Consider the following 19,942-nt stretch of genomic DNA (forward strand, 5'->3'; position numbering starts at 1 on the left):
CTCCTCTCACTTGGCACGGGAGCGGTATACGGTGTCTAGCCAGACCGCGACGACGAGGACGGTGCCGACGACGACGCTCTGCAGCGGCGTATCGACATGTGCGAGGACCATGCCCGATTGCAGCGACTGCATGACGAGCGCGCCGAGCATGGCGCCGGCGATGGTGCCGGTACCGCCTGCCAGCGACGTTCCGCCGATGACGGCGGCGGCGATGGTGTAGAGTTCGTCGAGCGTGCCCTGCGAGTTCGTCGCGGCGTTGAGGCGGGCGGTGGAGATCGCCGCCGCGATGGCCGCCAGAACGCCCATCAACGCGAAGATGCGCACGGTGACCCAGCGGGTCTTGATGCCGGCGAGTTCTGCGGCCTCAGGGTTGCCGCCGATTGCGAAGACATAGCGGCCGAAGCGCAGCCGCGTGGCGATGAAGGTCATGATGATGCCGACGATGATCGCGATCAGCACCGGCACGGCGATGCCGTAGGGAATATCCAGGCCGGTTTCGGGCCAGGGAATATTGTTGGTCTCGGCATATTTCTTGGCGATGTTGATCGGCCAGTAATAGCTGTTGGCGATTGAGACCGCGCCGAGGATGAGCACGCAGCTGAGGATCGCGAGGAAATATTCAGCCCACATCGGCCGGCGCGGGAAGCCGAAGCGGCGGCGCTGCCGGCGCGAGCCGACGATGCTGGCGATGACGAAGAGACAGGCGGCGATACCGACCACCCAGCTCCAGGTGGCGCCGATCGAGCCCTCGGCACCCCCGCCCATGATGCGGAAAGTCTGGTCCATCGGCGCAACCGTCTGGCCGCTGGTGACGAGCCAGGTCGCACCGCGCCAGACGAGCAGGCCGCCGAGGGTGACGATGAAGGAGGGAACGTTGAGGAAGGCGATGATCATGCCCTGGAAGGTGCCGATCAGGCCGCCGGCGATGAGGCCGATCAGCAGCGTGATCACCCAGGTGAAGGGGCTGTCGAAACCGATATATTCCGGCAGGATCTTGGCCTGCGTCACGCCCATGATCATGCCGCAGAGGCCGAGCACGGAACCGACCGAAAGGTCGATATTGCGGGTGACGATGATCAGCACCATGCCCGTCGTCATGATGGCGATGTCGGTCGTCTGAACCGAGAGGTTCCAGAGATTGCGCGGGGTCAGGAACAGGCCGCCGGTGATGATGTGGAAACCGATCCAGATTATGATGAGCGCGCCGATCATGCCGAGCAGGCGCGTGTCGATCTCAGTGGCGCGGAAGAAGCGGGTCACCGGATTGGCTTCCGCCGTTCGCGGCCCGCTTGATGTTGTGGATTTTACCATTTCGGCCATGGGTTTGCCGTTCCCCCATTTTGTGTGGACGGACGCGCCGGCGTGCCAAAGGCTGCCATCGGCGTCATCAGTCTGTTCTTCAACTGACCATCGCGATGCTTCCGGAAACCGGTCGCGTGGCGTCGCGACGCTCTTCCGGCAGGGAATGAAAGTCCGCGATGGTGTGGCGAGGCGGAAAAAACGTCGTCTTTGACGTTCTCATCCGCATCCGGCGCCGCAGCGGTGTTCCACTGCGGCGCCGGTCATTTCAGTTCAGCCCTGGCTTACTTGCAGGCAGCAACCGTGCCGGCCTTGACGCCCTGGCAGGCTTCAGCCTTGGAAATCCAGCCGGCGTCGATGACGACGTTCAGATTTTCCTTGGTGATCGCGAGCGGCTTGAGGAAGACCGAGTTCATTTCAACGTGCTTCGGGCCGCCCTTGAACGCCTGGGCGCCGTCGATCTTGCTCATGTCCTTGCCGCCGGCGAGGTCGAGAGCGATTTCAGCGGCGCGCTTGCCGAGTTCGCGGCTGTCCTTCCAGACGGAAACCGTCTGCGTGCCGAGAGCGATGCGGTTGAGTGCTGCCTTGTCGCCGTCCTGGCCGGAAACCGGAACGGAACCGGCGAGGCCCTGCGCGTCGAGCGCTGCGATCGCGCCGCCGGCGGTGCCGTCGTTCGAAGCAACAACGGCGTCAACCTTGTTGTTGTTGGCGGTCAGGAACTGCTCCATGTTGCGCTGAGCGTTCTCCGGCAGCCAGCCGTCGGTATAGGCTTCGCCGACATTCTTGATCTTGCCGGCGTCGATGGCGGCCTTCAGCACTTCCTGCTGGCCCGAGAACAGGAAGTCGGCGTTCGGATCAGAAGACGAGCCCTTGATGAAGACGTAGTTGCCTTCCGGCTTGGCCTTGAAGACGCCCTGAGCCTGCAGGCGGCCGACTTCCTTGTTGTCGAAGGTGATGTAGAAGGCAGCCGGGTTTTCGATCAGGCGGTCGTAGCCGACGACCGGGATGCCTTCAGCAGCGGCCTTTTCGATGGCCGGGCCGATTGCGTCGGAGTCCTGGGCGAGAATGATGAGCGCGTTGGCGCCCTGCGAGATCAGCGATTCGACGTCGGTGAGCTGCTTTGCGGCTGAGGACTGTGCGTCAGCGGAAATATACTTGGCGCCCTTGGCTTCGAGAGCCTTCTTGATGGCGGCTTCATCAGTCTTCCAGCGCTCTTCCTGGAAATTCGACCAGGAAACGCCAACGACGAGGTCGGCAGCCACGGCAGCGGTATGCAGAGAAACGAGAACGGCAGCACCTGCCATCAGCTTATAAATAGACTTCATAATGTCCTCCCGAGTGAGTTGCGGCCGGCCCAGCCCATGCTTCCTCCGGCCACCGCGAAAAGCTGTCCAGAAAGGTTCGGATTTTTTTCTCGACAGTCGAGAAATTTAGTGTCAGAGATTTTTTCAACTGTCAACACTGCACTACCGGCTTATTCCCCTTGCGCAACGGAGGCCGGAGATGCAGTGGAAATCAAGGGAAGAGCGAGCAGGAGGAGAGGGCGGCATTCATGCTGACCAAGTCGAGCACGGAGCTGGTCCGGCAGAGAAACAGCGTGCTCGTGCTCTCCGTGCTGCGCCGCCACGGCGCACTCGCGCATACCGAAATATCCGATTTCACCGGGCTTTCCTCGGCCACCATTTCGGCCATCACCACCGAGCTGGAAAAAGCCCAGATCATTGAAAAATCCGAGCAGCAGGCGGCCAGCGGGCGTGGCCGGCCACGCGTGCTTCTGCGCCAGCGGCGCGACTGCGGCTATCTCATCGTCGTCATCATCTCCTCGGATGCCGTGCAATATTCGCTTGTGGATTATGCCGGCAAGCTGATCGACCGCTTCAGCGAGGTGCGTTCGCACGATCCATCCGGTGCCGCCCGCTTCGTCACTTCGGTGCGCGCCGGGCTTTTGCGCATTCTCGAGCGCTCCCGGATCACCCAGGAAAAGGTGCTGCTGATTTCGATCAGCAGCAAGGGGCTGGTCAATTCCACCGAGCCGGTTCTCCTCTGGTCGCCGATCTTCGGCAGCGAGCAGATCGATTTCGAATCGGCACTCCGGCCGGAATGGCAGGCCAAGGTGATCCTCGACAACGAGACGCTTCTGGTCGCGGCGGCACTCGGCGAGCGCGAGGAGATCGCCAAGGGCGCCGATTTCCGCTCGCTGGCAGCACTTTCGCTCGGCCACAGCATCGGGCTCGGCATCGTCCGGCGGGGGGGGCAGACAGGCCAGGAGATCTCGGCGCCGAATTTCGGGCATATGCTGCATATGGCCAATGGCGGGCTCTGCCGCTGCGGCACGCGCGGCTGCATCGAGGCCTATGCCGGTTTCTACGCGATCCTGCGCAGTGCCTTCGAAGTGCCGCTCGATACGATTCCGGCAAAGTTCGTGCCGGTGGCGGAGCTCGACAAGATCGCCGCGAAGGCGCGCCAGGGCCACCGCACCTCCGCCTTCGCCTTCCGCCAGGCGGGGCTGGCGCTCGGCAACGGCCTGTCGCGTATGCTCAGCCTGACCGAGCGCATGCCGATCGCCATCACCGGGCCGGGCACGCGCTATTACGACCTTCTCCGGCAGGGGATCGAGGAGGGGCTCGGCCAATCGCATGTCGTGCGCATGGAAGGCATGCCCGAGATCCGGGTGGTCGCCGACGAGCAGATCCTGGTTTTCGACGGGCATCTGAACCGGGCGCTCTCGGTGATCGATCAGGACATCGTGCTGTCGGGTGTGCAGAGCGCGGAGTGAGGGTGCTGGTGTTGTCCGGCTGGCGCCGGCGATTGCCGCTACCCCTCCCCAACCCCTCCCCACGAGGGGGAGGGGCTCGCGCGTGGCGCCGATTGCGGCGAACATCAGCCTTTCTGCGGATGAAACCGTGAGAGGAAAAGCAGCGGGTGCGGCAGATTAGTCCCTCCCCCTTGTGGGGAGGGGTTGGGGAGGGGTCTTCGGTTCACACACTGCAGATGTCACCAAACGCGAAATGGCCGGGCAGGGCCCGGCCATCTCATGCGTGGCTTCCGGTCGGGAGAGGGCCGTCAGCCAATCTTGATGAGCTTGCCTTCCTTGACGGACTGGACCGCTGCGTCGGCAAGTGCCAGCGCTGCCAGGCCATCGGCGCCTGAGGGAGAGATCTTCGTGCCCTTTTCGATCGCGGCGATGAAGGCTGCGATCTCGTTGGCATAGGCTTCGGTATAGCGGGTCATGAAGAAATCGTGCAGCGGCGGGCGGGTGTAGCCGTCGGCATTTGCGACTTCGATCGAGACCGGGCGCTGGTTTTCGGCCGAGACGACGCCCTTGGAGCCGTGCGCCTCGATGCGCTGGTCGTAGCCATAGGTGGCGCGGCGCGAGTTGGAGATGATCGCCTGCTTGCCCGACGCGGTCTGCAGGATCACCGAAACGCTGTCGTAATCGCCAGCTTCGCCGATCGCCTTGTCGACGAGGACGGCAGCAGTCGCCAGCACCGAGACCGGCTCTTCGCCGAGCAGGAAGCGGGCCATGTCGAAATCGTGGATCGTCATATCGCGGAAGATGCCGCCCGAGCGCTTGATGTAATCGACCGGCGGGGCGCCGGGATCGCGCGAGGTGATCGTCACCATCTCGACATCGCCGATCTTGCCGTCGTCGATGACCTTGCGGACCGCCATGAAATGCGGGTCGAAGCGGCGGTTGAAGCCGACCATCAGCTTGGCGCCGGTCTCTTCCACCACCTTGATGCAGGCCTTGACGCGGGCAACGTCGAGATCGATCGGCTTTTCGCAGAAGATCGCCTTGCCGGCGCGGGCGAAGCGCTCGATCAGGTCGGCATGGGTATCCGTCGGCGTGCAGATGACGACGGCGTCGATATCCTTGGCCGCTTCGATCGCCTCGATGGTGCGGACTTCGCAGCCATAGGCGGAAGCGATGGCTTCAGCGGCCTGCGGAAAGGCGTCCGCGACCGCGACGAGCGTCGCATTGGCGTCGCCGCTGACGGCCTTCGCATGAACCTTGCCGATGCGGCCGGCGCCGAGAAGACCAAATCTCACTGTCATTGCAACCTCCGTTGAATTCGGAACAAATAAACCGAATTACCAAAAATCTGGAATTTTCATTCCACCATCTCTGCCCCACGTCAAGCCCGCGGCTCTTTCACATTTGCAAGATTCGAACTAAAGACAAGCGCGGCGCAGGCCGAGGGCAGTGCGACATATGCGACCGCGGAGCAGGAATGCAACTCATCGATCCGAATCATCCGGCCTATCGTCATCTTTGGGTGCGAATTGCCATCGTTGCTGTCTGCTTCGGCTGGGCCGGGCTCGAACTTATCACCGGCGATCCGTTCTGGGCAGTGCTAGCGGGGGGCGCGGGCGCCTATTCCTTCTATATGCTGTTCTGGACCTTCAATCCGCAGCCGCCGGCCGCCGAGCCGGCCGCGCAGCCTGAAGCCGAGGATGAGGATGAGCCGGCAGCGACCGCCGAGAAGTCTTCGAAGGACGGGCAGGGCGAATAATCAGCGGCCGATTCGCCGCAGCGCTTCATCGATCAGTAGGTTGGCCAGCGTCATCCGCTTCGTCGCATGGTCGCGGAAGGGCGGGGCGACGCGATCGGGATGATTGGCCCGGGCAAAGGCGCGGCGTTTTTCGCTGAGCGTCAGCGGTGTATCGGTGGCGGAAATCGCGAGTTCGGCCGCGACCTCTGCCGGCGCGATGCGCGCGAGGTGGTCCGGCATGACGGGCTCGGTCTTGGGCTCGGGGGCAAGCGCCGGCTCTGGCGCGATCGCGGCGGCATCGAGTTCAAGATTGTCGAAATAGGCCTGGCCGACGCGCTGCGAGGCGGCCGAGACCCCCTCCATCACATCGAAGGCGAGGCCGGTCGAGAAGCCGGAGACGCGATGGGCAACCGGCTCTTCCGTTTCGCCGGTGGCCTCTTCTTCTTTCAGCCGTTCGAGAACGGATTGGAATATCGATTGTCCGAACAGCATGCGCCTTCCTCTACGGGCGGCGCATTAGACGGCGCCAAGTTGGCGCCGGGCTGGATTTCTGCCGTCAACTTTCAGCCGGGCGAATGCTCTCTTCGAGGATGATGTCATAGAGCAGCCTTGCGCTCGGCGGCAGCGCCCGTTCTCTCGCGGTGATCAGGCTGTAAGGCTTGACGTTGATGTCGAAATCGATCGGCAGCATGCGCACATCCGAGGCATTCGAACTCTGGCTGGCCAGGAACTGGGCGACGTCGATGGCGATCGGAGCAATCGCATCGGTTTCGCAGACGATGGCGCAGGTCAGCAGCAGCGAGGAGGTGTTGACGATGTTTTCAGGCAGCGCCACGCCGCGCGACAGGAAGATGTCCTCGATCGTGCGGCGCAGCAGCGTGCCCGGCGGCTGGAACACCCAGTCGTAATCCCTGATGTCGACGAGGCTGCTCACCTTCTGCTTCAAAAGCGGGTGGCGGCTGTGCACGATAAGGCAGGCCCGCTCGATGCCGATCTCGGTCACCTCGAAGAGGCGCGGGTTGAGATCGTCGGGAATGCGGCCGATGATGAAGTCGTGGCGGGCGGCGAGCAGCTCGCGGGCCAGCACGTTGCTGGTCTCCACCTGGATGTTGATCTCGATGCCGGGATAAGCCTTGCGGACCTTGTTGATCGCCGGCACCACGAGGCTCATGGCCGGCGCGGTGACCGCGCCGATGAAGACCGAGCCGCCCTTGCCGCTCTTCAGTTCGCCGATCTCGCGGCTCGCCTCGCGCAGCTCCAGGAGGATCTTGCGAGCCCTTCTGGCGAGCGCTGCGCCGAAGGTCGTCAGCACCACGCCGCGGGCGACGCGCTCATAGAGCTGAGTCTTGGTAATTGATTCCATTTCGGACAGCATGCGCGACGCGGCGGGCTGCGAAATGTTGAGAACTTCCGCGGCAGCGGAAATCTGCCCGCTATCTTCGATTGCGACGATCATACGCAGGTGATTCAGCTTAAGCCCCGCACGCAAAAGGCCGTCGTCGCCGAAATTATCGCTGTGGATATCGACGTGGTCCATCGAAAATGGCTCTGAAACAATCGTCATGGTTGCAGCCCCCTCACTGCGCTCCATCAAAAGTAATACTTTTTAACGATATACCAAAATTGTTATGCACATTACCACTTATTCTATTTGACAGTTATAGGAATCCATACCAGTTTGCCGCCGTGTGCTGGTTGGCACTCAACACGTGTGAGATCGTGGAGGAGACCTACTTCGTTTCTCACCATCTGAAGTAACTATCCAATACGGAACCTGCCACAGTTTCGGGGCGGGCGATTTTTCGTCCGCTGCTCTATTAACAAGGGAGAGAGAAATGAAATCCATTATCTCATTGATGGCTGCGGCTGCTTTCGGCGTCGCTTCGTTCGTTGCGCCTGCTTTGGCAGCGGACAAGGGCACCGTTGGTATCGCAATGCCGACGAAGGCTTCGGCCCGCTGGATCGATGACGGCAACAACATCGTCAAGCAGCTCCAGGCTGCCGGTTACGGCACTGACCTCCAGTATGGCGACGACGACATTCCGAACCAGCTTTCGCAGATCGAAAACATGGTCACGAAGGGCGTCAAGGTTCTCGTCATCGCTTCGATCGACGGCACCACGCTTTCCGACGTTCTCCAGAAGGCTCACGACGCCGGCATCAAGGTCATCGCTTACGACCGTCTGATCCGCAATTCGGGCAACGTCGACTACTACGCGACCTTCGACAACTTCCAGGTCGGCGTTCTGCAGGCCGGCTCCATCGTTGACGGCCTCGGCCTCAAGGATGGCAAGGGTCCGTTCAACATCGAACTCTTCGGCGGTTCGCCGGACGACAACAACGCCTTCTTCTTCTATGATGGCGCAATGTCCGTCCTGCAGCCCTACATCGACTCCGGCAAGCTCGTCGTGAAGTCCGGCCAGACCGGCATGGACAAGGTCGGCACGCTGCGTTGGGATCCGGCAGTGGCCCAGGCCCGCATGGACAACCTGCTCTCGGCTAACTACACCGACGCCAAGGTCGATGCCGTCCTGTCTCCCTATGACGGTCTGTCGATCGGTATCATTTCGTCGCTGAAGGGCGTTGGTTATGGTACTGCGGCTCAGCCGCTCCCGATCGTTACCGGTCAGGACGCTGAAGTTCCGTCGGTCAAGTCGATCATTGCTGGCGAACAGCATTCGACGATCTTCAAGGACACCCGCGATCTCGCCAAGGTCACTGTTGCCATGGTCGATGCCGTCATGTCCGGCAAGGAGCCTGAGGTCAACGACACGAAGACCTACGACAACGGCGTCAAGGTCGTTCCGTCCTATCTGCTGAAGCCGGTTGCTGTCGACAAGACCAACTACAAGCAGATCCTCGTCGACGGCGGTTACTACACCGAAGACAAGCTGAAGTAATACGAGATGGCCGGAACCCGCGCTTGCGGGTTCCGGTCTTCGATTTTATGATCGCCCAGCCGCTTGACGGCCGGAGGCGCTGGAACTTTGACTATGGACAATACCATCCTTGAAATGCGGAGCATCACCAAGACGTTCCCGGGCGTCAAGGCGCTGGAGAACGTGAACCTCAAGGTTCGCCAGGGTGAGATCCACGCAGTGGTGGGCGAAAACGGGGCCGGCAAATCGACCCTGATGAAAGTGCTATCGGGCGTCTATCCCACCGGAAGCTATGAAGGCGACATCGTCTATGAAGGCGAGACGCGCAACTTCAAGGCCCTGAAGGACTCCGAAGAAATCGGCATCGTCATTATCCACCAGGAACTGGCGCTCGTGCCGTTGCTGTCGATCGGCGAAAACATCTTCCTCGGCAACGAGAATGCCAAGAGCGGCGTCATCAACTGGGACGAGACGTTCAACCGCACGAAGCAGTTGCTCAAGAAGGTCGGCCTGCAGGAATCTCCGAACACGCTCGTGACCGACATCGGCGTCGGCAAGCAGCAGCTCGTCGAGATCGCCAAGGCGCTGTCGAAGAGCGTGAAACTGCTCATCCTCGACGAGCCGACGGCCTCGCTCAACGAAAGCGATTCCGACGCTCTGCTCACGCTGCTCATGGAGTTCCGCAAGCAGGGCATCACCTCGATCATCATTTCCCACAAGCTGAACGAGATCCGCAAGGTCGCCGACCAGATCACGGTCCTGCGCGACGGCATGACCGTCAAGACGCTCGACTGTCATGCCGACGAGATCAGCGAAGACATCATCATCCGCAATATGGTCGGCCGCGATCTCGAAGACCGCTATCCGCCGCGTTCGGTGCCGATCGGCGAAACCATTCTCGAAGTGAAGAACTGGAACGCCTACCACCAGCAGCACCGCGACCGTCAGGTCCTGCACAATATCAACATCACCGTCCGCAAGGGCGAAGTCGTCGGTATCGCCGGTCTGATGGGGGCAGGGCGCACCGAATTCGCCATGAGCCTGTTCGGCAAGGCCTATGGCCACAAGATTTCCGGCGAGGTGCTGATGCACGGCAAGCCGGTCGATGTCAGCACCGTGCGCAGGGCGATCGACGCAGGTCTTGCCTACGTCACCGAAGACCGCAAGCAGCTTGGCCTCGTGCTCAACGACACGATCCTGCACAATACGACGCTCGTCAATTTGAAGGCGGTGTCGAATGCCTCCGTCATCGACAGCGTCAAGGAATCGCGGGTTGCGACCGACTATCGGTCGAAGTTGCGCATCCGCTCTTCCAGCATCTTCCAGGAAACGGTCAATCTTTCCGGCGGCAACCAGCAGAAGGTGGTGCTGTCGAAGTGGCTGTTCTCCAATCCGGATGTTTTGATCCTCGACGAGCCGACGCGCGGCATCGACGTTGGCGCAAAATACGAAATCTATACTATCATCAACCAGCTTGCCGCCGATGGAAAGGGCGTTCTGATGATCTCATCGGAAATGCCCGAACTGCTTGGCACTTGTGACCGCATCTACGTGATGAACGAAGGACGCATCGTCGCTGAACTGCCGAAGGGAGAAGCAAGCCAGGAAACCATCATGCGCGCTATCATGCGCTCAGGGGAGAAGAAGCAATGACACCGATCAATCAACCCATCGCTGAGCAAGGGCGTGTCGTCTCGATCGGAGACTACGTTCGCGGCAACATCCGTGAATACGGCATGTTTATCGCGCTCATCGCGATCATGGTGTTCTTCCAGTTCTCGACCGGTGGCGTTCTCTTCAGGCCGCTCAACCTGACCAACATCATTCTGCAGAACTCGTTCATCGTCATCATGGCGCTCGGCATGCTGCTGGTCATCGTCGCCGGCCATATCGATCTTTCGGTCGGGTCCGTCGTCGGCTTTATCGGCGCCATCGCCGGCGTGATGACGGTGCAATGGCACACCAATTATATCCTGGCGGGTATCATCTGCCTTGCTCTCGGCGCGCTCGTCGGCGGCGTCCAGGGCTATTTCGTCGCCTATCACAAGATCCCCTCCTTCATCGTCACGCTGGCCGGCATGCTTGTCTTCCGCGGGCTGACGCTGTTCGTCATGACGGCATCGGGAACCGGCACCAGCATCGGTCCCTTCCCGCCGGACTTCCAGCTGATCAGCATCGGCTTCCTGCCGAACCTCTTCGATATGGGCGGCATCAACTCGACCTCGATCATCCTGACCGTCATCGGCGCCGTAACCCTGTTCTATATGGCATGGCGCAAGCGCCTGTCGAACGAGAAGCACGGCAATGACGTCGAGCCTATGGGCTTCTTCCTCGTCCAGAACGCCATCGTCACGATCGCCATTCTGGGCCTCGGCCTCCAGCTGTCGGTCTATCGCGGCTTCCCGAACGTGCTTGTCGTCATGCTGGTTCTGGTGGCCGCCTATGCCTTCATTACCCGTCGCACGACGATCGGCCGCCGTATCTACGCCATGGGCGGCAATGAGAAGGCGACAAAGCTTTCCGGTATCAACACCGAGCGCCTGACCTTCCTGACCTTTGCGAACATGGGCCTGCTCGCCGGATTGGCTGGTCTTATCGTTGCGCTGCGTCTGAACTCGGCGACGGCAAAGGGCGGCTTCGGCCTCGAACTGGACGTGATCGCTGCCTGCTTCATCGGCGGTGCATCCGCCCAGGGCGGCGTCGGCAAGGTGACGGGTGCCGTCATCGGCGCTCTGATCATGGGCATCATGAACAATGGCATGTCGATCCACGGCCTCGGCACCGACTCGCAGCAGATGGTGAAGGGTGCGGTGCTTTTGGCCGCCGTGTTCTTCGACGTCTACAACAAGAACAAGGGCTGAGCGCCAAAGCGCAGCCAGGCATTCGCAGTCATAGGAAAGATGGATTCCGGCTCCTGATGGAGCCGGACAGGCGGAGCTTTTTCCTGTCTTCGCCGGAACGAAAAGGATCGAAGACGTGCTTATTTCGCAAATCAAGGGTGCCAACGGAGAGATCGTCGTCGCCGTGCGCGAGCAGGGCGGCGCTGCCAAGTCGGTCAAGAATGCCGGCAGCGTCTATGCGCTGGCGATGGAAGCGGCGGACGGCGGCAAGTCGCTTGCCGCAGTCATCGAAGCCCATGGTTACGGCGATGCCGTCGATCTCGAAAAGGCCTATACGGAAGGCCGCTTCCTTCCGCCGATCACCCATCCGGATGCCGCCCACCTGCATCTGACCGGCACGGGCCTGACGCATCTCGGCTCGGCCGCCACCCGCGATTCCATGCACAAGAAGACCACCGAGGCGGCCGAGGAAACGCTGACCGACTCGATGAAGATGTTCAAGATGGGCCTGGAGAACGGCAAGCCGAAATCAGGCGAAAAGGGCGTGCAGCCCGAATGGTTCTACAAGGGCAACGGCCATGGCGCTGCTGCCCCCGGCGCGCCGCTTGTCTCTCCCTCTTTCGCGCTCGACGGCGGCGAAGAGCCTGAAATGGCCGGCATCTACGTGATCGCCAAGGACGGCTCGCCCTTCCGCATCGGCTTTGCATTGTCGAACGAATTTTCCGACCACGTCACCGAGCGGATGAACTATCTCTATCTCGCTCATTCGAAGCTGCGTCCGGCAAGCTTCGGCCCGGAAATCCGCGTTGGCGCAGCGCCGGACGATATTCGCGGCACCTCGCGCATCAAGCGCGGCGACAAGGTGATCTTCGAAAAGCCGTTCCTGTCGGGCGAGGCGAACATGTCGCACACCTTCGCCAATCTGGAATATCACCATTTCAAATATGGCCTTTTCCGTGCGCCGGGAGATGTTCATGTCCATATGTTCGGCACGGCGACCCTTTCCTTTGCCGACGGCATCAAGACGGAAGAGGGCGACGTCTTCGAGATCGAAGTCGCTGAATTCGGCCTGCCGCTGCGCAATCCGCTGAAGGTGGCCGCCGAAGAAGAGATTGCCGTCAAGCAGCTCTGATTTTCGAGGCCTGGCTGCTGTTGTGGCCGGGCCGTGATGTAAACGGTAAAGGAGGCTTTTGAGCCCATGACCATTTATCAAAACCTGATCGCCGGCGAATGGGTCGGCTCGAACGCGACGAAGAACATCAATCCGTCGGATACGAACGAGGTTGTCGGCCTCTATGCCGATGGCAGCGCCGAAGACACGAAAAACGCCATTGCTGCCGCCAAGGCCGCCTTTCCGGCCTGGTCGCGCTCGGGCATCTGGGAGCGCCACGTCATCCTGAAGAAGGCTGGCGACGAGATCATGGCGCGCAAGGACGAACTCGGGGCGCTGCTCGCCCGCGAGGAAGGCAAGACGCTGCCTGAGGCAACCGGCGAAGTCATCCGTGCATCGCAGATCTTCGAATTCTTCGCTGGTGAAGCCCTGCGGCTCGCCGGCGAGGTCATACCGTCGGTTCGCCCGAACATTGGTGTCGAAATTACCCGCGAGGGGCTCGGCGTCATCGGCATCATCACGCCGTGGAATTTCCCGATCGCCATTCCCGCCTGGAAGATCGCGCCGGCCCTCTGCTACGGCAACACCATCGTCTTCAAGCCGGCCGAACTGGTGCCCGCCTGTTCCTGGGCGATCGTCGATATCCTGAACCGCGCCGGGCTGCCGAAGGGCGTCTTGAACCTCGTCATGGGCAAGGGCTCGGTCGTCGGCCAGGCCATGCTCGAAAGCCCCGATGTTCACGGCATCACCTTCACCGGTTCCACCGGCACCGGCCGGCGCGTGGCTGCCGCCTCCATCGAGCATAACCGCAAGTTCCAGCTTGAGATGGGCGGCAAGAACCCGATGGTCGTGCTCGACGATGCCGATCTCAACGTTGCCGTCGAGGCAGCCGCCAATTCCGGCTTCTTCTCCACAGGCCAGCGCTGCACCGCTTCCTCGCGCCTGATCGTCACCGAAGGCATCCACGACAAGTTCGTCGCGGCCCTGACCGACAAGCTGAAGACGCTCGTCGTCGACAACGCGCTGAAGGCCGGCACCCATATCGGCCCCGTCGTCGATGAGCGGCAGTTGAAGACCGATACGGACTATATCGAGATCGGCAAGTCGGAAGGCGCCAAGCTCGCCTTCGGCGGCGAGGTCATTTCCCGCGACACGCCCGGCTTCTACTTGCAGCCGACGCTGTTTACCGAAGCGACCAACCAGATGCGTATTTCGCGCGAGGAGATCTTCGGACCGGTGGTCTCGGTGATCCGGGCGAAGGATTACGACGAGGCGCTTGCCATCGCCAATGACACGCCGTTCGGCCTTTCGGCCGGCATCGCCACGACCAGCCTGAAGCATGCGACGCACTTCAAGCGCAATTCGGAAGCCGGCATGGTCATGGTCAACCTTCCGACGGCAGGCGTCGATTTCCACGTGCCGTTCGGCGGCCGCAAGGGTTCGTCCTACGGTCCGCGCGAGCAGGGCAAGTACGCTGCCGAGTTCTACACAACCGTCAAGACGGCCTACACGCTGGCTTGAGACAGAGCGAGATGACCCGGGCCGTACGAGGCGGTCCGGGGGTATCCTGAAGGACAGAGATTATGAAAAAGAAAGCGGAATGGCCGCGCAGGCTGAGATCGCAGGAATGGTACGGCGGCACGAGCCGCGACGTGATCTATCACCGCGGCTGGCTTAAGAATCAGGGATATCCGCACGACCTGTTCGACGGTCGGCCGGTGATCGGCATCCTCAACACCTGGTCGGATATGACCCCGTGCAACGGTCATCTGAGAGAGCTCGCCGAGAAGGTGAAGGCGGGCGTATGGGAGGCCGGCGGCTTCCCGCTCGAGGTGCCGGTGTTCTCGGCATCCGAAAACACTTTCCGCCCGACGGCGATGATGTATCGCAACCTCGCCGCGCTCGCGGTCGAAGAAGCGATCCGCGGCCAGCCAATGGACGGCTGCGTGCTGCTGGTCGGTTGCGACAAGACCACGCCGTCGCTGCTAATGGGGGCTGCCTCCTGCGACCTGCCCTCGATCGTCGTCACCGGCGGTCCGATGCTGAACGGCTATTTCCGCGGCGAGCGCGTCGGCTCCGGCACGCATCTGTGGAAGTTCTCCGAAATGGTGAAGGCCGGCGAGATGACGCAGGCCGAGTTCCTCGAGGCGGAAGCTTCGATGAGCCGTTCGTCGGGCACCTGCAACACCATGGGCACTGCCTCCACCATGGCTTCCATGGCCGAAGCGCTCGGCATGGCACTGTCCGGCAATGCCGCGATCCCGGGCGTCGATTCCCGTCGCAAGGTGATGGCGCAGCTGACCGGCCGACGCATCGTCCAGATGGTCAAGGACGATCTGAAGCCTTCCGAGATCATGACGAAGCAGGCCTTCGAAAACGCCATCCGCACCAATGCGGCGATCGGCGGATCGACCAACGCCGTCATCCACCTGCTGGCGATTGCCGGCCGCGTCGGCATCGATCTTTCGCTTGACGACTGGGATCGCTGTGGCCGTGACGTTCCGACCATCGTCAACCTGATGCCATCGGGCAAATACCTGATGGAAGAGTTCTTCTATGCCGGCGGCCTGCCTGTCGTGCTGAAGCGCCTCGGTGAGGCCGGCCTTCTGCACAAGGACGCGCTGACGGTTTCCGGCGAAACCGTCTGGGACGAAGTCAAGGACGTCGTCAACTGGAACGAGGATGTCATCCTGCCGGCTGAAAAGGCGCTGACCTCTTCGGGCGGCATCGTCGTGCTGCGCGGCAATCTCGCGCCGAAGGGCGCGGTCTTGAAGCCTTCGGCAGCTTCGCCGCATCTCCTGGTGCATCGGGGCAGGGCCGTCGTGTTCGAAGACATCGACGACTACAAGGCCAAGATCAACGACGACAATCTCGACATCGACGAGACCTGCGTCATGGTCATGAAGAACTGCGGCCCGAAGGGCTATCCCGGCATGGCCGAAGTCGGCAACATGGGCCTGCCGCCGAAGGTGCTGAAGAAGGGCATCCTCGATATGGTGCGCATTTCCGACGCCCGTATGTCGGGCACGGCCTACGGCACCGTCGTGCTTCACACCTCCCCGGAAGCAGCGGTCGGCGGACCGCTGGCGGTCGTCAAGAATGGCGACATGATCGAGCTCGACGTGCCGAACCGCCGCCTGCATCTCGACATATCGGACGAGGAACTGGCGCGGCGTCTGGCAGAATGGCAGCCGAACCACGATCTGCCGAAGTCTGGCTATGCCTTCCTGCATCAGCAGCATGTCGAAGGGGCCGATACCGGCGCTGACCTCGACTTCCTCAAGGGATGTCGCGGAAACGCTGTCGGCAAGGACAGCCACTAAGCAGGCCAGTTTATGACAGGAAAAGGCGGGGCATGACCCCGCCTTTTTTGTTGGTGAGATGAGACCGTTTTCACGCTGATCAGCGCTCGAACTTACTCAATAAGGAAGTAGTGCTGTATTTTGTGCAAGTGTACGGGAGATATGCTCATGTCCAAGGTGGTCGGTGCGACGGAATTCAAGGCGAAATGCCTAAGCCTTATCGGTCAGATGCGGTGTGACGACGAGCCTATCGTCATCACCAAGCGCGGCAAGCCGGTTGCCGTGCTTTCGCCTGCAAGTGACACAAGCAGGCGAAAGAGTATCATCGGTGCAATGAAGGGCAGCGTATTGCGCTATGACGATCCGCTTTCTCCGGTCGTTGAGCCGGAGGATTGGGACGCCTGCCGTTGACCGTCACCACGCCGTTTCCGGAAGAGACGGGGCTGATCGACGGCTTGTTGCCGCTCAGCTCTGGCTCTGGCTTTGCATCTGGCCGTTGTCTTCTACCTTCACGGTGACCGACAGTGTTTCGCCCGGGGTGCCGATGCGCATGCCTGAGATCGGCGCGGCGTCGCGGTAGCAGAGGCCGGAGGCGAGCCTGATGTAGCGCTCATCCGGGCAGATCTCGTTGGCCGGGTCGAAGCCGACCCAGCCGAGGCCGGGAATATGGGCCTCGGCCCAGGCATGGGTCGCCGCCTGTTCGACCTTCTCTTCCATCATCAGATAGCCCGAGACATAGCGCGCCGGCACCTGCAGGGTGCGGGCGGCGGCAACGAAGACATGCGCGTGGTCCTGACAGACGCCGGTCTTCCTTTCCAGCGCCTGCTCTGCCGTCGTCGCCGTGTCGCTGGTGCCGGGCTTGTAGTCGATGGTCTGGTGGATCGCCGCCATCAGCGCATGCATGCGGGCGAGTTCGTTGTCGCCGCTGACGCCCTTGATCAGTTCCTTCACCAGCTTGCCGCCCTTGGTGCGCGGTGTCTCGCGCAGGAAGAGCCAGAGCGGGCAGAAGCCGGTATGCGGGCCGGTGACGCCGTTGAGGTCGGCCGTTTCGACCTCGCCTTCGGCGAGAATGCGCGTCACCTGCTGTTCGCCTTCCAGCGAGACCAGGTTGACGTGATTGCCGTACTGGTCGTCATATTCCACTTCCGGTGTGGCGCCCTCGACCTTCAGCGACCAGCCGAGCACCTTCTGGGCTGATGTCGTCGGCGGCGTCAATCTCAGCCGTTGCAGGGAGAACTGCGCCGGTTCGTCGTAGCGGTATTCGGTGAGGTGGCTGATCTTCAGTCTCATATTTTCATCCGCTTAAACGTAGAACCGGTAGCCGTTGGAAATTTCCATGCCGAGCTGGTTGTTGCGCGAGACGAAATCCTCCAGGAACTCATGCAGACCCTGATCCATGATATCCCGGATCGCCCGCGTCTGCAGCGTGGTGCGGATCGCATCCGCGGTATCGTGGGCGGGAAGCCGCTCCTCGTAATCCTGGGCGAGGTAGCCGAGATTGCTGACGATCTTCTCGTAGCAATAGGCAAGCGAGCGCGGCATCTGGACGTTGAGGGTCAGAAAGTCGGCAATGTTCATTGCCCGGTATTCGCCGTCATAGGCCCAGCTATAGGCGCGGTGCGCGGAGACCGAGCGCAGGATCGATTCCCACTGCACGTTGTCGAGCGAGGAGCCGACAGCCGAGACCGAGGGTAGCAGCACGTAATATTTCACGTCGAGGATGCGGCTCGTATTGTCGGCCCGCTCGATGAAGGTGCCGATGCGGGCGAAATTATAGAGCTCGTTGCGCAGCGTCGAGCCATGGAAGGCGCCGCGGATGAGGCCGGCGCGGCGCTTGATGACGTCGATCACCTCAGGCATTTCGGCCGCCTTGACGCGTTTTTCAAGCAGCGCCTTCAGCTCGATCCAGCATTCGTTGGTCGCTTCCCAGGTCTCACGCGTCAGCGCGGTGCGCACCATGCGGGCATTGTTGCGGCCGGACTCGATGCAGGACATGACGCTCGACGGATTGGCGCGATCGCGCAGGAGATAGTCGATCGCGTCGGCATTTGTCAGCTTTGCGTGGCCTTCGTCATAGGCCTCGCGCACGCCGGCACTTTGCAGCACCCCATCCCAGTTGTCGTCGCCGGCGCTGCTGCGGGTCAGCGACATGCGCAGCCCGGCATCGACCAGACGGGCGATATTTTCGGCACGCTCGATGTAACGGAACATCCAGTAGAGGCCGTTTGCGGTTCTTCCGAGCATCAGTCCTCCAGTACCCAGGTGTCTTTGGTGCCGCCGCCCTGGCTGGAATTGACCACCAGCGAGCCCTGCTTCAGCGCCACGCGGGTCAGCCCGCCCGGAATGATCTGGACCTTGTCCGATACCAGCACATAGGGGCGAAGGTCGACATGGCGCGGCGCGATCCCCTTGTTGACGAGGATCGGCACGGTGGAGAGCGACAGCGTCGGCTGGGCGATGTAGTTGTTCGGCTTGGCCTTCAACTTCTCGGCGAAATCGGCCCGCTCCCGCTTCGAGGCCGTCGGTCCCACAAGCATGCCGTAGCCGCCGGAGCCGTGCACTTCCTTGACGACAAGCTCTTCAAGATGCTCCAGCACGTATTTCAGGCTTGATGCTTCCGAGCAGCGCCAGGTCGGCACGTTTTCGAGCAGCGCCTTGCGGCCGGTATAGAATTCGACGATCTCCGGCATATAGGAATAGATCGCCTTGTCGTCGCAAATGCCGGTGCCCGGCGCATTGGCGATGGTGATGTTGCCGGAGCGGTAGACATCCATGATGCCGGGGATGCCAAGCGCGGAATCGGCCCGGAAGGTCAAGGGGTCGAGGAAATCGTCGTCGACACGGCGGTAGAGCACGTCGATCGCCTCATAGCCGCGGGTCGTGCGCATCTTCACCTTGCCGTCGATGACGCGCAGATCCGAACCTTCGACCAATTCGACGCCCATCATGTCGGCGAGGAAGGAATGTTCGTAATAGGCCGAATTGTAGATGCCGGGCGTCAGCACGGCGACGCGCGGCTTGCCGGTGCAGCCGGGAGGGGCAAGCGAGGCGAGGCTCTGGCGAAGCAAGTAGGGATAATCCTCGACGCGCTGCACCTTGTTCACATGGAAGAGCTCCGGGAACATCTGCATCATGGTTTCCCGGTTTTCCAGCATATAGCTGACACCGGAGGGCGTGCGGGCATTGTCTTCCAGCACGTAGAACTGGTCTTCGCCGGTGCGCACGATGTCGGTGCCGACGATATGGGTGTAGACGCCGCCAGGCGGGCGAAAGCCGATCATCTCCGGCAGGAAGGTGACGTTGTTCTCAATCAGCTCGCGCGGAACGCGGCCGGCGCGGATGATTTCCTGCTTGTGGTAGATATCGTCCAGAAAGGCGTTGAGCGCGATCACCCGCTGCTCGATGCCCTGGGCGAGTTTGCGCCATTCGCGGGCGGAGATGATGCGGGGAATGATGTCGAAGGGAATGAGTTTTTCGGAACTGTCGGCGTGGCCGTAGACCGCGAAGGTGATGCCGGTCTTCCGGAAGATGTTTTCCGCATCGCGGGACTTGGCAATCAGGTGCGCCCGGTCTTGGCTGTTGTACCACTCAAAATATTTTTCATAAGGCGGGCGAGAACTTTCGTCCCCGGTAATCATTTCATCAAATGCCAAAGGCGCGGCTCCCCTTTTTTGTTCATTTGAATACAACGTTATGTGCAATGCAAGAACCATGCGCAGTTCGAGGAAAAGATTTTGCGCTGCGGGAAAACGGTGAAAATCCGGGCATTCGGAGGGGTGCGGCGCGGTGGAGAGAATGATCGTTTCGCAAAGGTTGCGTAAAATGTGAGCAACTGATTGTTTCTTGGTCCATTGCGGGTAGATGATGCTTCGGGCATCGACGCTTGCTCCCTCTTCTCCCCAGCGGGGAGCAACCATGTTTCAATTTTTCCGGTATTGTGGCGTCCATTCGGCCTTTCGAAAGAGGATCGAATTGGCGAGAACGATGAGTTTTCGTGCGACGGCGATGACGGCGCACA

General features: G+C 61.3%; 17 protein-coding genes. 9 read left to right on the top strand and 8 right to left on the bottom strand.

Annotated elements, in window-relative coordinates; translation table 11 throughout:
• Positions 1-6: 6 nt before the first annotated feature.
• Positions 7-1,320: a sugar ABC transporter permease gene (locus EFQ99_RS24420; RefSeq protein ID WP_126923779.1), complete on the bottom strand. Its 1,314-nt coding sequence runs from the start codon at positions 1,318-1,320 to the stop codon at positions 7-9.
• 263 nt (positions 1,321-1,583) lie between these two features.
• On the bottom strand, positions 1,584-2,624 hold the full coding sequence (xylF, locus tag EFQ99_RS24425) for a D-xylose ABC transporter substrate-binding protein (RefSeq protein ID WP_126923780.1): 1,041 nt from the start codon (positions 2,622-2,624) through the stop codon (positions 1,584-1,586).
• Between the two features lie 227 nt (positions 2,625-2,851).
• On the opposite strand from xylF, the gene EFQ99_RS24430 reads away from it, so the two are divergent.
• Positions 2,852-4,075 (top strand): ROK family transcriptional regulator, encoded by a 1,224-nt coding sequence (locus EFQ99_RS24430; protein WP_126923781.1) that lies wholly within the window; start codon positions 2,852-2,854, stop codon positions 4,073-4,075.
• A 287-nt stretch (positions 4,076-4,362) separates the two neighbouring features.
• On the opposite strand, the gene iolG is transcribed toward EFQ99_RS24430, so the two are convergent.
• The gene (gene iolG / locus EFQ99_RS24435) at positions 4,363-5,355 is read right to left on the bottom strand and encodes an inositol 2-dehydrogenase (protein WP_126923782.1); all 993 of its coding nucleotides are present in this window, start codon (positions 5,353-5,355) and stop codon (positions 4,363-4,365) included.
• A 176-nt stretch (positions 5,356-5,531) separates the two neighbouring features.
• Between iolG and EFQ99_RS24440 the strand changes: the two genes are divergently transcribed.
• A complete protein-coding gene (locus EFQ99_RS24440) occupies positions 5,532-5,813 on the top strand; it encodes a hypothetical protein (protein ID WP_126923783.1) in 282 nt (93 codons plus the stop codon).
• Here the strand turns inward: EFQ99_RS24440 and EFQ99_RS24445 are convergent, their stop codons facing one another.
• Positions 5,814-6,284 carry a hypothetical protein gene (locus EFQ99_RS24445; RefSeq protein ID WP_126923784.1) on the bottom strand — a complete coding sequence of 157 codons (471 nt, stop codon included), beginning with the start codon at positions 6,282-6,284 and terminating at the stop codon, positions 5,814-5,816. It abuts the gene before it with no gap.
• 64 nt (positions 6,285-6,348) lie between these two features.
• A complete protein-coding gene (locus EFQ99_RS24450) occupies positions 6,349-7,356 on the bottom strand; it encodes a LysR family transcriptional regulator (RefSeq protein WP_126923785.1) in 1,008 nt (335 codons plus the stop codon).
• Between the two features lie 271 nt (positions 7,357-7,627).
• Here EFQ99_RS24450 and chvE point away from each other — a divergent pair, with 271 nt between their 5' ends.
• From chvE to EFQ99_RS24485, 7 genes are all read left to right on the top strand, one after another.
• Complete coding sequence (chvE, locus tag EFQ99_RS24455; protein WP_126923786.1) at positions 7,628-8,692, top strand: multiple monosaccharide ABC transporter substrate-binding protein; 1,065 nt, start codon at positions 7,628-7,630, stop codon at positions 8,690-8,692.
• A 93-nt stretch (positions 8,693-8,785) separates the two neighbouring features.
• Positions 8,786-10,324, top strand: coding sequence for a multiple monosaccharide ABC transporter ATP-binding protein (mmsA, locus tag EFQ99_RS24460; protein WP_126923787.1), 1,539 nt, complete (start codon positions 8,786-8,788; stop codon positions 10,322-10,324).
• Positions 10,321-11,532, top strand: a complete 1,212-nt coding sequence (mmsB, locus tag EFQ99_RS24465; protein ID WP_126923788.1) for a multiple monosaccharide ABC transporter permease — start codon at positions 10,321-10,323, stop codon at positions 11,530-11,532. The genes mmsA and mmsB overlap by 4 nt, the downstream gene beginning before the upstream one ends.
• A gap of 115 nt (positions 11,533-11,647) precedes the next feature.
• Positions 11,648-12,643 (top strand): AraD1 family protein, encoded by a 996-nt coding sequence (gene araD1 / locus EFQ99_RS24470; RefSeq protein ID WP_126923789.1) that lies wholly within the window; start codon positions 11,648-11,650, stop codon positions 12,641-12,643.
• A gap of 66 nt (positions 12,644-12,709) precedes the next feature.
• Positions 12,710-14,143, top strand: a complete 1,434-nt coding sequence (locus EFQ99_RS24475; protein ID WP_126923790.1) for an aldehyde dehydrogenase family protein — start codon at positions 12,710-12,712, stop codon at positions 14,141-14,143.
• Positions 14,144-14,205: 62 nt separating this feature from the next.
• Positions 14,206-15,945 carry an L-arabinonate dehydratase gene (gene araD / locus EFQ99_RS24480; RefSeq protein ID WP_126923791.1) on the top strand — a complete coding sequence of 580 codons (1,740 nt, stop codon included), beginning with the start codon at positions 14,206-14,208 and terminating at the stop codon, positions 15,943-15,945.
• 147 nt (positions 15,946-16,092) lie between these two features.
• Positions 16,093-16,335, top strand: coding sequence for a type II toxin-antitoxin system Phd/YefM family antitoxin (locus EFQ99_RS24485; protein ID WP_208722811.1), 243 nt, complete (start codon positions 16,093-16,095; stop codon positions 16,333-16,335).
• 54 nt (positions 16,336-16,389) lie between these two features.
• Here EFQ99_RS24485 and EFQ99_RS24490 read toward each other — a convergent pair whose 3' ends face one another.
• From EFQ99_RS24490 to EFQ99_RS24500, 3 genes are read right to left on the bottom strand one after another with little or no spacing between them, the layout of a single operon-like run.
• Positions 16,390-17,214 carry a transglutaminase family protein gene (locus EFQ99_RS24490; protein WP_126923793.1) on the bottom strand — a complete coding sequence of 275 codons (825 nt, stop codon included), beginning with the start codon at positions 17,212-17,214 and terminating at the stop codon, positions 16,390-16,392.
• Between the two features lie 12 nt (positions 17,215-17,226).
• On the bottom strand, positions 17,227-18,168 hold the full coding sequence (locus EFQ99_RS24495; protein WP_126923794.1) for an alpha-E domain-containing protein: 942 nt from the start codon (positions 18,166-18,168) through the stop codon (positions 17,227-17,229).
• A complete protein-coding gene (locus EFQ99_RS24500) occupies positions 18,168-19,577 on the bottom strand; it encodes a circularly permuted type 2 ATP-grasp protein (RefSeq protein WP_126923795.1) in 1,410 nt (469 codons plus the stop codon). The genes EFQ99_RS24495 and EFQ99_RS24500 overlap by 1 nt, the downstream gene beginning before the upstream one ends.
• Between the last annotated feature and the right edge of the window lie 365 nt (positions 19,578-19,942).

Source organism: Rhizobium vallis, assembly GCF_003985155.1.
Taxonomy (GTDB): domain Bacteria; phylum Pseudomonadota; class Alphaproteobacteria; order Rhizobiales; family Rhizobiaceae; genus Rhizobium; species Rhizobium vallis.